Raw genomic sequence first — 13421 nt, forward strand, 5'->3', positions numbered from 1 at the left:
CGTGACCCGGTCGTGCAAATCACGCGGGAATCTGCATGATTATGGGAGACAAGCCCGCCTACTCGTCGGATTCGGGACGGCGCCGCTGCCTCTTCGTGAGGGAGCGGCGCCGTTTCTCTTTCAGCCGTTCCTCCCGGGAGGCCCGGCTGGGCTTCGTCGGGCGGCGGGGCCTGGGGGTGTGCTCCCGCTCCCGGAGGGCGGCGCGGAGCCGAGCCAGGGCGCGGGCGCGGTTGCGGTGTTGACTGCGGGACTCGCGCGCGGTCACGACGATGCCGGTGGGGCGGTGCGTGAGCCGGACGGCCGACTCCGTCTTGTTCTGGTGCTGGCCGCCCGGACCGCCGGCCCGGAACGTCTCGACCGTGCACTCGGCGAGCAGTTCTTCGTCGCTGCGTGACTCCGCGGCACTCACCGCTTCCTCCCGTCGGATCGCCGGCGCGGTTTCCGCCGGCCAGGAGCGCGGACACGAAAACCGTTCGATCAGCGTAACTTGTCCACATGAACGAGTCGACGCACAGCCCCGAGACGCCGGACCCGGCCGAGATGGCCGCCTCGACGGGCTCGTCGGACCCGGCGACCGGCGGCATCGCGGACGGGGTGCGGCGTTCGCTCGATCCGAAGGTGATCCCGCTGCAGCGCACGATCGGCGGCATCGTCACGGGTTGTGTCTCGCTCCCGCTTGCGGCGGGCGTCGCCGTGCTGTGGGTCGTGGCCGGGCCGCCACCCGGCGTCGTGGCGGGGTTGGTCAGCGTCTGGAGCGCCATCACGGTCGCGCTGGGCTGGTGGCTGTACCGGTGGCCGGTCCTTCACCACCGTCACGCGTCCTACGCCGTGCACCCGGACGGGATCGAGATCCGCAAGGGCGTGATCTGGCGGCAGGCGATCAGCGTGGCGCGTTCCCGCGTGCAGCACACCGACGTGTCGCAGGGGCCGCTCGAGCGGAAGTACGGCCTCGGGACGCTGGGCATCTACACCGCGGGCACCGACCACGCCAAGGTCTCCCTCGATGGCCTGGAGCACGGGACGGCGCTCCGCATCCGGGATCATCTCCTGCCGCCGGCGGGAGACGATGCCGTCTGAGGCGGCGGCGCCCTCGCGGGCCACCGAACACCGGCTCCATCCGCTCTCCATCGGCTTCTCGCTCGGAAGCCAACTGCGGCGGGCGATCCTCCCCCTGATCATCGGAGGCGCGTCGGCCAACTTCCTGGGCGTCGTGGAGATGCGTTTCGTCCTCCTTGTCGGGCTCATCCCTCTCGTGGTGGGGTCCGTGGTCCGCTACCTGACCTTCCGGTACCGGTACGAGGAGGCGGAACTCGTGATCCGGAGCGGCCTCCTGTTTCGGCGCGAGCGACACGTGCCGTACGCGAGGATCCAGAACCTCGACGCCGTGCAGGGCGTGTTCCATCGCGTGCTGGGTGTCGTGGAGGTCAAGCTCCAGACGGGCGGGGGACAGGAACCCGAGGCGACGCTGACCGTCCTCCCGCTGCCGGCCCTCGAAGCGCTGCGGGAGCGGGTCCGCGAGGGAAAGCGCGAGGCCGCCGGGGAGGCGGCGGCTGCCGGAGAGGTGACGGACGCCGCGACGGGGACGGGTGCCGGGGAGGCGGCGACCGGCATACTCGCGGAGCCAGCGGCGACGGATCTCGCGTCGGCCGGCACCCCGGAGGGTCGCACGCTGCTGCATCTTCCCGCGCGCGAACTTCTGCTCCACGGTCTGCTCCAGAACCGCGGCATGGTGCTGATCGCCGCCGCCTTCGGCCTCGCGTGGGAGACGGGGCTGTTCGAGCGGGCCTCCGACTGGGTCGCCGGGGAGCAGTCGTGGATCGGGCCCGCGGTCGAGGGCGCCGCCGCGGACGTGGTGGCGGCCGGCGTTCTCGTGACCGTGGCCGCCATTGCGGCGCTCGTCGTCGCCTTCGTGATCTTCGCCCGACTACTCTCGATCGTCTGGACGCTCGTGCGCCTGCACGACTACCGGGTCGTGCGGTCCGAGGAGGGACTGCGCGCCACGTTCGGCATGCTGACGCAGGTCGCCGCGACGATCCCGTTACGCCGCGTTCAGACGGTGACGATCCACGAGGGACCGCTCCACCGCTGGGCGGGCCGGGTTGCGGTCGGCGTCCAGACCGCCGGAGGAAGCCAGGCCGGGGCGCAGGGGAACGCGGATCCGCACCGGCACCAACTCGCGCCCATCCTGAGACGAGAACGCCTGCGTGAGTTCCTCCGGGAGGTGATCCCGGAACTGGACGCTCCCGAGGTGAATTGGGAGCCCGTATCTCCGCTCGCCTTCCGGCGCGTGTTGAGGGGAACGTGCTTCCTCGCCACGCTGGCCGCGGTGCCGCTCTACTTCGCGCTCGAAGCCTGGGGCGTCGCCTTCCACGCCGCGTTTCTCGCCTGGGCCGTGCTCTACGCGCGGCGCTATGTCGACCACCTCGGGTGGGCGCTGAAGGACGACATGGTCTGGTTCCGGAGCGGCTGGCTGTGGCGCCGGACGACGATCGCCCGTTACACCCGCATCCAGGTCGTCGCGCTGCGCGCGTCGCCGATCGACCGCTGGCGGGGCATGGCCAGCCTCCGGGTGGATACGGCCGGAGCGGGGGCCGCCTCCCACAAGGTCGACATCCCCTATCTGCCCGTCGACACGGCCCGGGAGCTGCGGACGCTCCTCGCCGCGGAGGCCGCCCGAACCGCCTTCCGCTGGTAGCCGGCCGTCGCCGGCGGCGTCAGCGCGTGTCGTCAGCTCCCCGAAGCGCCTCGACGCGCCAGGAGAACTCCTCGTCGAGCTTCAGGGCGGTGCCGATCTTCACGAACTGGATGTAGCCCTCGCGGTCGACGAACCAGGTCGTGGGCCAGGCGCTCACCCCCGCGCGCGTCACGTAGTCGTCGTCCACGAGCACGGTGAAGTCGAAGTTGTTCTTCGCCAGGTACTCCTCGATCACGTCGTTCGTGCGGTCGTTGCTGATCGAGAGCACGGCGACCTCCGCGTCGTCGCGGTAGCGCTCATCGAACTTCTGGTACTCCGGCATCTCGACGACGCACGGCCCGCACCACGTCCCCCAGAAGTGCAGCACGGCGATCTTCCCCTCGAGGTCCGCCGAGTCGACCATTTCGCCGTCGAGCCGCGCGAGCGTGAACGGTTCGTACGTGCCCGCCGCCTCCACTCGCGACTCGAGGATGCGATCGCGCCGCCGGATCCGGTCGCGTTCGTCGAGCGTCGCGAGGTACTCCTCGATCCCGTCGCGGCTCCCGTTCCGGCTCTCGTAGAGCGCTTCGAGCGCCGCCTCGTTCGGGTTCTCGCCACGGGCGGCCCCGAATCCGGCGATGTAGGAGTCCTCGGCCCGATCCAGCCACTCGGTGAACGCCTCGGTATCTCCCGCCTTCTCTGCCTCGGCGGCCAACTGCTCGTACACCTGACCCGCGTGATACCTTGCGTCCCGGTTGCGGTCATTGATTGCCAGCGCGCGCTCCAGGGTGTGGCGCCCGTCGTCCGTGCGGCCGGCCTTGAAGTACGCCCAGCCGATGACGTCGTAGATGCCGCCCAGGTAGTACCGAAGTGTCTGATCCCACTCGCCCTCCGTATCGTACCGGTATCGCGACTCGTTCAATCGCTCCAGCACAATGGGCATGCCCTCGCGTACGATGTCGACCGCCTCGAGCGGGTATGGCGTGTGATCGATCATCGCGAGCGGGGCTTCCCCGAACGTGAAGTAGGGATTGAGACGCTCGTACTTCGCGAGCCCCCGGATCGCCTCGGCCAACTCTTCGGCGGGAACGGGGTCCATCGCGTTGAGCGCCGAGTAGAGATCGAGATAGACGCCGCCTGTGAAGACGTCGCTGTAGAGCGGGCGTTCCAGATAGCGATACGCCGCACCGCGAACCAGGGGGAGTTGGGCCCGATACTCCGGCGAGTCTTCGCCGTGCGCCTGGTAGATCTCGTATGATTCCCGGCTGATTCTTCGCGTCTCGCCCACGTACACGGTCATCGCGTGATAGCTCGCCGGATCGCTCTCGACGATTCGGGCCTCGAGTTCGGCCGCGCGCTCTTCGTCTTCCATCTGCCGGTACATGGAGGCCATGGCCTGCAGGCCCTCCAGGGTCTCGGGGCTCGCCTCCCGATATGCCGCCATGCTCGCTTCCACCGCCGCCTGCCGTTCCTCGGCGGGAAGGAGTTCCGACTGCCACAAGCCCCTCCAGTGCTGGCTCCGCACGTCCCCCGACCCCGGTGCGAGTTCGAGGGCGGTCTCCATGAGCGTCGTCCACTCGTCCATGCGGCGGGCGTTGTAGGCCTCGTTGGCCAGCCACGTGTATCCGCTGACGTGGTTCGGGAAGCGCTCAATGAGTTCCGTGAACGTCGCCGAGCTGGTGTCCGCCCATGTCGGATCGTCCAGCGCGTAGCGGGCCTGCGACTCGATCCGGCCCTTCATTCGCAGAACCTCCGGCCAGGCGCGGGTCTCTTCGTCGAACGATGCGAGCAACTCGCGTGCCGCGTTGAAATCGGCTTGCGCCAGCGCCCTCAGGTAGAGGAAAGCGAACTCCGGCTGCGGCGAAGCCTCCCACGCCGTCCGCACGGTCTCGACCGCGAGCTTCGCTTCACGGTCGAGGAGGTGCGCATAGGCCTTCGCGTAGAGGCCCCACGGGTTCTTCGGATCTTCGGCGAGAAGCGCATCGGCTTGCTCGCGGACCTCCTTCGACAGGCCCCAGCCCGCGAGCTGGTAGGCGTAGAGGCCTCGAAGTTCCGCGTCGTCCGGAGCGCGGGCGACCCACTCGTCTCCGAACAGCTTCCCGGCCTCGAACGTGCGCAGCCGCGCATGGTCCCGAAGCTGCTGCTTCGCCGCCGCGAGTTCCTCGGCAGTGTAGTCGGGCGGCACGGCACCATCCCCGCACGCTCCAAGCAGCGCGCCCGCAAACACGATGAGCGGAAGAAGAAGAATTCCGACCTTCGGACCGGATCGGCGGGAACGCGTCGACATCGCACACCTCCGGGGCAGGGGCAGCCTGAGCCTCTCAACCTGTAAGGACGCTGACGGCACGAAAAGGGTTTCCCGCACGCCCGCGCGCGTGATCCGACTATGACGTGATACCGCGGCCGCGCCGTTGAGGTCCCGTTGAGCCGGGACCGGACATCCATCGTATGTTGCGAACGATGATCGACCTCGGCGCCTCCCCCCCGGAATCCGTCCTGCGCGACGTGTTCGGCTACGACGAATTCCGGCCGGGACAGGCGCACATCATCGATTCCGTCCTCGCGGGGCGGGATTGCATCGGCGTCATGCCCACAGGGGCGGGGAAATCGCTCACCTTCCAGATCCCGGCACGTCTCATGCCGGGGACGGTGCTCGTCCTCTCCCCGCTCATCAGCCTCATGAAGGACCAGGTCGATGCCCTCCGCGACCTCGGGTTCCGGGCCACGGCGATCAACTCGTCGCTCGCGGCGGACGAGCGCCGGCGCCGGCTGCGGGGATTCGAGCGCGGGGACTATGAACTCGTCTACCTGGCGCCGGAAGCGCTGGGGCCGCACATGCGGGCACGCCTCCGTTACGCGCCGCTTTCCCTGATCGTCGTCGACGAGGCGCACTGTATCTCGCAGTGGGGACACGACTTTCGTCCGTCCTACCGCGCGCTCCAGGGACTGAGGGACGAGATTCGCGACGAAGGCGCGGGAGGAAACGGACTGCCGATCCTCGCGCTCACCGCGACCGCCACCCGGCGGGTCGCCGCCGACATCGTTCGACAGTTGGGGATGAGGAAACCCGAGGGATACAAGGGTTCCTTCTTTCGCTCGAACCTCCGCGTCGTCTGCCGCAAGAAGGGGGAGGGGAATACGCGGGCCGAGATTCTCGGGCTCATCCGGCGGCACCGGGGGGAGAGCGGGATCGTCTACTGCCTGTCGCGAAAGTCCGTGGAACAGATGGCGGAGTTCCTGCGGCGCGAGGGCGTCGACGCCGTCCCCTACCACGCGGGACTCGACGACGACGCGCGGGCTGAGCACCAGGACGCCTTCGCCCGCGACGAGGTCGACGTGGTCGTGGCGACGATCGCGTTCGGGATGGGGATCGACAAGTCCAACGTGCGCTTCGTCATCCACCGGGACATGCCGTCGGACATCGAGTCGTGGTACCAGGAGATCGGACGCGCCGGACGGGACGGACTCCCGAGCGATTGCGTGCTCTTCTACTCGTGGGCGGACGTGAAGGTGCGCGAGCGGTTCCTCGCCGAGATCGACGATCCGGGGGTGAGCGAGGCGAAGCGCCGGGCGGCCGTCGACCTCTTCCGGCTCGCGGACCGCGACGCGTGCCGCCACCGCGGGCTGCTCGCCTACTTCGGGGAGGACTTCGATGGGTGCGGCGAGTCGTGCGACGTGTGTACGGGACTCGGCGTGACGGATCTCGTGGACGTGCTCCCCGTGCTCAAGCGGAAGGCGCGCGCGGCGGGCTCCCGGCGGCGCCCCGCGGCGGCCGATGTCGACCGGTCGCCGTCGGACCCCACCTTCCAGCGCCTCCGCACGCTGCGGAAGCAACTGGCGGACGCGCGCGGCGTCCCCGCCTACATCGTGTTCAGCGACCAGGTGCTGTGGGACCTGATCGACCTGCGCCCCGGCTCGCCCGAGGAGATGCTGCGGGTCCCCGGCATCGGCCCCGCCAAGCTCCAGCAGTACGGCGACGTGTTCCTGGATGCGCTACGCGAGAGTTGATGCCGGAGGTCTTTTTCCACGCGGGAGCGGGCCGGGCGGCCTCGCGGTGGCTGCAGGAACGGGTGTTTCCGCGTTTTCGGGGCGTGCGCTACGTGCCGCGCACCCGGTTTCGGCAGAGCGCGAAGGTGATGCGGCGGGGCGGAGATCTTCCCGTGCTCGTGTCCCGGCAACTCGGATACCGCGAGTTGACGCCCGCCGTGGAGTGGTTCGCGCGCGCGGCGCCGGCGGCCCGGCCGATTCTGGTCCTGCGCCGCCACGATGAGTGGCTCCGGTCGGTGTATCTCCGGGAGATCAAGGAGCTGCGCCATGTCCCGTTCGAGGCCTTCATCGACCTCGAGCGCGACGAAGGCGTCCGGCCGCAGTCCTCGGCCCTCTTCCGCGAGCGCATCCGGGTGCTCGAGGACCACTTCGAGCATCGGCCCCTCGTCCTCTTCTTCGACCAGCTCGTCGAGGATCCCCGGGCCTTCGTTCGCACCATCGCCGACTACGTGGGCGCGTCGTATGACGAGGCCCGGATCTCGTTCCGCCCGTCGAACCGTTCCTATCGCGACCGGCAGTACCGATTCCTGCGCGAGGTGCGTCGACGCTGGCCCGTGAAGCGGCGCGAAGAGCCCGCGTCCGCCGGCCTCCGGTGGCTCCGTGTGCGGTCTCGCCGGCTCGCCTGGCACGCGGGCGTAACGCTCGGACGCGTCGCGCCGGAGCGGCTCCTGAGTTCCGACCCGCTCCTCACCGAAGCGCAACTCGCGCGCGCCCGCGCCTTCTACGCAGCGGACTGGGAGGCCTGCGTGGACTACGCCCGCCGGCACAACCCGGGACTCCTCGCCGGCGAATGACCCTAGCAGCCCGTGGCAAAAGCCCCGCTGCGTTCGAGCGGCGCTGCATCTCGCCTGAAACGCTGCGCTCTGCGTCGCTCCTCGGTCAAATAGCGCTGCAAGTCGGACGCTTGGAATCCCATGATGTCCGAAGTCGTCCATAACAGTTCGTAACATCTTGCATTTACAACGCTTTAGGTAGGGTTTCTCCTACCTCTGCCGTCCAGCTACGATCCTTGCCATCCCGCTCCATCCCGGCTACGATTAGGGGATGGATAATGGTAACACTTCCCCCACGAAACGCCCGCGAGGCAAGCCCCGAGGCCGCCATCCACACAAGCGGCTCTCCGCCCCCTTCGTGCGCTCCGCACCGCCCGGAAGACACTGCGACGGGAACGGACTCTACCTCTACGTCCAGAAGACCGGAACCCGCAGCTGGATTCAACGCCTCGTCATCCGGGGACGCAAGCGGGAGCTCGGACTCGGAAGCGTCGAACTGGTCTCTCTCGCCGAAGCCCGCGAGCAGGCGCTCGCCAACCGGAAGCTCGCCCGTTCGGGCGGCGATCCCTTGGCCGAGAAGCGGCGGCTGGTCGGCATCCCCACCTTCGCCGAAGCCTCTAAGCTCGTGGTCGAGCAGAAGCGGGCCGGGTGGCGGAGCGCCGCGTACGCCAAGGAATGGTTCCGCAACTTGGAGATTCACGCCTTCCCCCGCATCGGGGATGTCGCCGTCTCGGAGGTCACTAGCGGCGACGTGCTGGAGATCCTCACCCCGATCTGGCACACCATGGGTCCCACGGCCCGGTTCGTGCATATGCGCATCCGGGCGGTCTTGGAGTGGGCCATCGCCATGGAATGGAGGACGGACAACCCCTGCGACCGGATCCTTCACCTGCTGGGACCGCAGCACGATGTCGTCACCCACCACAAGGCCCTGCCTCACGGCGAGGTCGCCGCGGCCGTCGCGAAGGTGCGGGCGGCGGATCCGGGGAGAGTGGACACGTTGGCCTTCGAGTTCCTTGTCCTGACGGCGGCGCGTGGTGCCGAGGTCCGTGGCGCGGTGTGGAGCGAGATGGATGAACGCTCGGGTGTTTGGACGATCCCCGCAACCCGGATGAAGACCGGGCGCGAGCAGCGGGTGCCGCTGTGCGAGCGGGCACTGGAGATTCTGGAGGCGGCCCGAAAGCTGGAGGGCGGGAAGAATCCGGTCGTGTTCGTGAACGAGCGCGGGAGGACGCTGGACGGGAAGCGGCTGAACCGGCTCTTGAGGAAGCACGGGATCGCGGCGGTGCCGCACGGGTTCCGGTCGTCGTTCCGGGACTGGGCGGCGGAGAAGACCGACCATCCCCGCGAGGTGGTCGAGGCGGCGCTGGCGCACGTGGTCAAGAGCAAGGTCGAGGCCGCGTACCGCCGCACGGACCTGTTCGAGCGGCGGCGTCGGCTCATGGCCGACTGGGAAGCGTATCTCGCGGGCCGGGGAGCGGGCACCGGGACCCAGCCTTGACGAGAGGTGCTACAACCGGCTGATGACGGTGGTCAGTAAGGCATGGGTTAGCGGAATGGACCAGTACGCTACGGAGTCGTCCAGCCCGGACGCCAATCCCAGACGAAAGAGTCCATAGCCGAGGCCGAGTCCCGCTGCCGAACCGAGCAGGCCGGAGGTGAACCGAGCCCCCATGATCCGTGCAACCGCCGGTGGTCCCACAACCAGGACCGCCGTGCCGAACACGTCCCCGGACACATCCGATTCATCGTCGAAAACGTTGTACAGAAACACGAACTCCGACAGGAAAACGGCCCCGAGCGTTGGCCAGAACACCCTGTGGAAGGACGGTCCCTCGGTCGAGTCGGGGTCCAACCGATATCCGGCATGGGGAACGGCGACCGAGGCCATCCCGACGATCGAGAGTCCCTCGACACGGCTCGTCGAGTAGAATGGACTCCGGCGCACTTCGGCCATTGCGGCGCTGAGCGCGGACTTGAATGGCGGCGCGGTTTGAGCGCTCGCGCCGACCGGGAAGGCTGCGGATGCGGCCAGCAGGAGGCTCGGTACGAGGGTGTGCGCGATTCGTGGCTTCTTGACCATTGCCCTGTTCCCGTACCGATACTCTTGCCGCCCCCGACTGGGACCGCCGCGGAATATAGGTACGTTGGAGGGGTCGCCGCCTCCTCGAAGGGCTCAGAGGTAGTTCCCGGGCCGGGCTCGGGCATTTCGGGGAACCTACCGTGTCGCAGGATCGCCCACGAGCGACGAACTCAGGTCCCGGAGGGGGTACGGGTAGGGGGAAACGCGGTGCTCGACAGAGCGCGCCGCCGTCGCCTTCGCCGTCCTTGAAACCAACGACGACTAGGCGATGGGGTCGGCCCGCGATGGTCTGGTCGAGGTTGTTCCGGGCGACGCCCGAAGAGGCGTTTCGGAGGCGTCCGCCGGGCTGGCTTGGAGCACCGTTAGGCGCTCAAGCCAGCCCCGTGTTATACACGGGGCTGGCGAGGGGCTCCGCCCCTTCGACCCCGAGAAGCGCGCAAGGATCGCGGGCCGCCTCAATCCTCCGTCAGCTACGGACTCCGCGAAGCCCGCCGCAGCCGCTTCACCACCACCGTCTCCACGTCCATTTCGTCCTGTTCGACGAAAGCGGCCAAGCCGTCCGGGCCGAGAGCGTCCGGCAGCGCGATCGAGCCCGCCGGATAGGTCCCGATGTAGCGCCCCTCCATGGTCACAACATCGATGGGGCCATCATCGTCGCTGGGCTCCTCCCCGCGCCTTTGCACCCAGATCTCACCGTTCCAACTCGTTCTCAGCCCCCGTACAATCGACACCTCGGTGAAGACCCCCACCCTGTCGAGAAGCTGGACTTGCGGGAAATACTCCACGCCGTTGACCACCATTCTCGGCCCCTGGCCCGCAGCCGCGAGAGCCGCCCGCCGTTCTCGCTCGTTCTCGATCATCCGGTCGGTGACCCGGGTCGGCTGGAGGGGCCGCTGCAGGATTCGGAAGACCCCCGCCCCGGAGCGCGCGATCTTGATCGCGTACGCCGACGAGTCGGAAAACGCCACGCTACCGTCTGGAAGCACTCCGGCCAGCATCATCGGACCGAACACCTGCGGGGGCGGTAGTCGGAAGCTGGGCCGACCGCCGATCGGTAGCTCGGTTGGGTCTCCGCCTTCCGGAAGCCAGCCCTCCGCAACGGTGTCCTTCACTGCCATTTCGCCGGTCAGGATGAGCCGTTCGACCGGTCGCGACGTGGGCGGAGTCGTTCGCGCCGTGGTGCCGGAGCCCATCCTGAGCAACTGCGCGCCCACGGCGGAGTAGACGGCTTCTCCACGCGGGTCGGGAAGGAGGTCTGTGATTCGCACGTTACCCGGCTCGGGTGCCATCCGCACCGTGCGCTCGAATTCGCCGTCCGCATCGAAGATGTGGTAGCCGCGGTGACCGAGATCCCCCATCACGACCCGCCCGTCGGGCATGACGGCGAAGCCGTCTGGACTCCGGAACTCCCCGGGTCCATCGCCTTCCCGCCCGAACGCCCGTTGGAACCCGCCGTCCGCGCCCACGACGATGATTCGATCCGCTTGGTTGTCGAACACGTAGAGCTGGCCTGCGGCATCGAACGCCACGCGGCGCACGTTGCCGAACTGTTCCCAGTCCTCACCCAACGCCGACCCGACCCTGTAGACCTCGTCCAAGGTGGGATTCAGCTGGCGGTCTTCAGCAGGCAGTTCAATGACCTCCTGGGCCACCGCCGGGGCTGCGGCCATTAGTAGCGCCAGCGCGCCTGCTATCGATTCACGGTACACGACTCGGTGTTCTCCATCGGTCAGATTCACACGGCTCTCACCACCCCTCGCCCCAATCCACGGTTAGATGGTGCCCGGTCCGTTTCCGTTGCCCGATAGCCGCACCGGAGGCCCCCAAGAATGCGCCGTGACCGCCTTCGTCCGAGATGCGGTGGCGAGCAGCGTCCGGTGGAAAAATACACGAGGCTTGGCGGTCTGCACGATGCACTACCAGGCCATCGATGCGGGGTGATCGGACACGCCACGCCGTCGCCTTTCCGACGAGGCGGTATGGTCGGCGGGCGTGATGCCACCGAAGTGCTGATGACGGTGCGGCGCTCAGGCCCGAGCGCACCGGCGCCGGTGTCGGGGACGCGGCCTTCCGCGTCCCTCCGCTGACCGCTGAGCGACGCGGGATGCTGGGGGTTCAAGGGGGGCGCAGCGTCCCCCTCGCCAGCCGCAGTGTTCAACACTGCGTCGGCTGGCTGCCGTGCCTTAGGAGCATCTAAAGGGGCTGTTTTCCGGTCGCTGCGAAGCTCGCCGAGTGCTTGCGAAACCGGCTTCGACGCTGCGTTCGCGGATCCACCCGTCCACCTCCGCCTCGATCGACCGTGATGTCACGGCCGCCCAACGCCCCGCGACGGAGCCGACGCGCGCCAGCACCAACGGCAGGACGGGGATAGCTGGTTTCGAGGAACCAATGGGGTGGTCCGGGGACGTGTTCGTGGCAGCCGTCAAGGAAGCGGCGACATGCGTTCGGTAGTTCAAGGAAGATGGGGAGATCCGGTAGATCGCTGGTTTAAAACGTGAGGTGAACGGCGACGGCGATGGCGAGCGCTACCTCAGTGGCTGCCGTCCCGGAGGGTTGTCCCGAGCCGGGGCCGTCGTTGTCAGTCCCTGCCGGAGTCATCCATAAGCAGCTCGACGACCGCCTTGATGCGATCCTTCCGAGCCCGCCGTACGGATCGACCATACTCATCGGTGGCGGCTTGCAGTTCAGCCTCACCCCTCGAATCACGATTGGCTAGGAGTTGGTTCCGGTATCGCACGAGCGCGAGTTGATTCTCCTGATCGAACTTGGCTTGAATCACACTGGTCCCCCCGACACCGCCGAAGTCGACCGTCGATTCGCGGGACGTAAGCGACATCTCGTTCGCGCCATCCCCGAACGCAGCGTCGCTCGTCGCACTGAATTCTCGGATATCAGCCCTTGAATCGATGATTCTCAGTTCAAGCTGAGATCGGACCTTCTCGGGGTCGCCAAACCAGAACGCGACAAGTCCGTCTTGGATCACGAGGAAATCGACATGCTCGCCTGCATCGGGACCCCAGAGGAGTTCGATTCGGTCTTGGGCATGCCAGTCGCCGTCAGAATGGCGCTTTCGGAAGCACCATTCTTCGTACACTTGGCGCCGCCGGCCCCGCTGGATTTCGCTGTGCGGCTGCGGAACGCACTGCTCATCGATGGTGCGGTAATACAGGAGATCCTTGACGCAGCGTATGCACTCCCACAGGAGTCGCAAGTGCAGATGCCGGAAGTGTGGAACCGCGTCGGCCTCGGCAGACTCTTGGATACTGTACCTCCACGTTACGGATCCACGGCCGGTGTCGAGATGGTCAAGAAACGACGCGACGTTCTCTTGGATGCCGGGGCCTCCGGCTCGTTGCGCGCGAAGGTAGTCTTCGTAGAAGTCGTTCAGCGTTGCTCGGTCCTTGCGGTCAAGGGCGTCGAAGAGGCAGCGTAGCCTATGGGTTTCGCGCAAGCCGCGACGCGCCTCGTCGAAGCTGACAGTGTGGTGAAGGAGTGCCTTCAGTCCCTGCTCGGCGAGCACGTAAGCCGTCGTAATGTAACCCCAAGCTTGTATTGCCTCCCAGTCGCCGATGGGGCTGGACCGGATTGGGACCGCAGCGTGCTTCTTGCGCTCCATGTCGAGAGCAAAGTCCAGCCACATGTGGACTTCGATCGGAGGGCGGAAAGAGGGCATCGGCTTGGACCGCTGCTCGACGTGAGCGTCGGCTTCGCGACGGGACATACTTGGCCGTTGCGGAGAACGCGGTTCCATGACCTCTCCCTATCCGAGTTGCGTCCACGCAGGGCGTGCTCCTGCGGATTCGGCAAGATAGCGGGCCCAGCGTCTCATCACCTCCCGCCGGCT

Annotated in this window: 10 protein-coding genes; 5 read left to right on the plus strand and 5 right to left on the minus strand. The window is 67.6% G+C overall.

Annotation, left to right across the window (positions count from 1 at the left end; translation table 11 throughout):
* Positions 1-58 precede the first annotated feature (58 nt).
* A complete protein-coding gene (locus tag RN901_RS13435) occupies positions 59-409 on the minus strand; it encodes a peptide chain release factor-like protein (RefSeq protein WP_310758806.1) in 351 nt (116 codons plus the stop codon).
* 86 nt (positions 410-495) lie between these two features.
* On the opposite strand from RN901_RS13435, the gene RN901_RS13440 reads away from it, so the two are divergent.
* Both RN901_RS13440 and RN901_RS13445 read left to right on the plus strand, forming a co-directional pair.
* Positions 496-1077, plus strand: a complete 582-nt coding sequence (locus RN901_RS13440) for a PH domain-containing protein (protein ID WP_310758807.1) — start codon at positions 496-498, stop codon at positions 1075-1077.
* A complete protein-coding gene (locus tag RN901_RS13445) occupies positions 1067-2695 on the plus strand; it encodes a PH domain-containing protein (RefSeq protein WP_310758808.1) in 1629 nt (542 codons plus the stop codon). The genes RN901_RS13440 and RN901_RS13445 overlap by 11 nt, the downstream gene beginning before the upstream one ends.
* Before the next feature lie 19 nt (positions 2696-2714).
* Here RN901_RS13445 and RN901_RS13450 read toward each other — a convergent pair whose 3' ends face one another.
* The gene (locus tag RN901_RS13450) at positions 2715-4961 is read right to left on the minus strand and encodes a redoxin domain-containing protein (protein ID WP_310758809.1); all 2247 of its coding nucleotides are present in this window, start codon (positions 4959-4961) and stop codon (positions 2715-2717) included.
* Positions 4962-5122: 161 nt separating this feature from the next.
* Here RN901_RS13450 and RN901_RS13455 point away from each other — a divergent pair, with 161 nt between their 5' ends.
* The 3 genes from RN901_RS13455 (at position 5123) to RN901_RS13465 (ending at position 8995) form a co-directional block, all read left to right on the plus strand.
* A complete protein-coding gene (locus tag RN901_RS13455; RefSeq protein WP_310758810.1) occupies positions 5123-6682 on the plus strand; it encodes an ATP-dependent DNA helicase RecQ in 1560 nt (519 codons plus the stop codon).
* Positions 6682-7515, plus strand: a complete 834-nt coding sequence (locus RN901_RS13460; RefSeq protein ID WP_310758811.1) for a hypothetical protein — start codon at positions 6682-6684, stop codon at positions 7513-7515. The genes RN901_RS13455 and RN901_RS13460 overlap by 1 nt, the downstream gene beginning before the upstream one ends.
* Positions 7516-7852: 337 nt before the next feature.
* Positions 7853-8995, plus strand: a complete 1143-nt coding sequence (locus RN901_RS13465; RefSeq protein WP_310758812.1) for an integrase arm-type DNA-binding domain-containing protein — start codon at positions 7853-7855, stop codon at positions 8993-8995.
* 9 nt (positions 8996-9004) lie between these two features.
* On the opposite strand, the gene RN901_RS13470 is transcribed toward RN901_RS13465, so the two are convergent.
* The 3 genes from RN901_RS13470 to RN901_RS13480 form a co-directional block, all read right to left on the minus strand.
* Positions 9005-9577 carry a hypothetical protein gene (locus RN901_RS13470; protein ID WP_310758813.1) on the minus strand — a complete coding sequence of 191 codons (573 nt, stop codon included), beginning with the start codon at positions 9575-9577 and terminating at the stop codon, positions 9005-9007.
* Positions 9578-10047: 470 nt separating this feature from the next.
* Positions 10048-11316: a 6-bladed beta-propeller gene (locus tag RN901_RS13475; RefSeq protein ID WP_310758814.1), complete on the minus strand. Its 1269-nt coding sequence runs from the start codon at positions 11314-11316 to the stop codon at positions 10048-10050.
* Between the two features lie 839 nt (positions 11317-12155).
* Positions 12156-13217 (minus strand): hypothetical protein, encoded by a 1062-nt coding sequence (locus RN901_RS13480; RefSeq protein ID WP_310758815.1) that lies wholly within the window; start codon positions 13215-13217, stop codon positions 12156-12158.
* Positions 13218-13421: the final 204 nt, after the last annotated feature.

Source organism: Candidatus Palauibacter soopunensis, assembly GCF_947581735.1.
Taxonomy (GTDB): Bacteria; Gemmatimonadota; Gemmatimonadetes; order Palauibacterales; family Palauibacteraceae; genus Palauibacter; species Palauibacter soopunensis.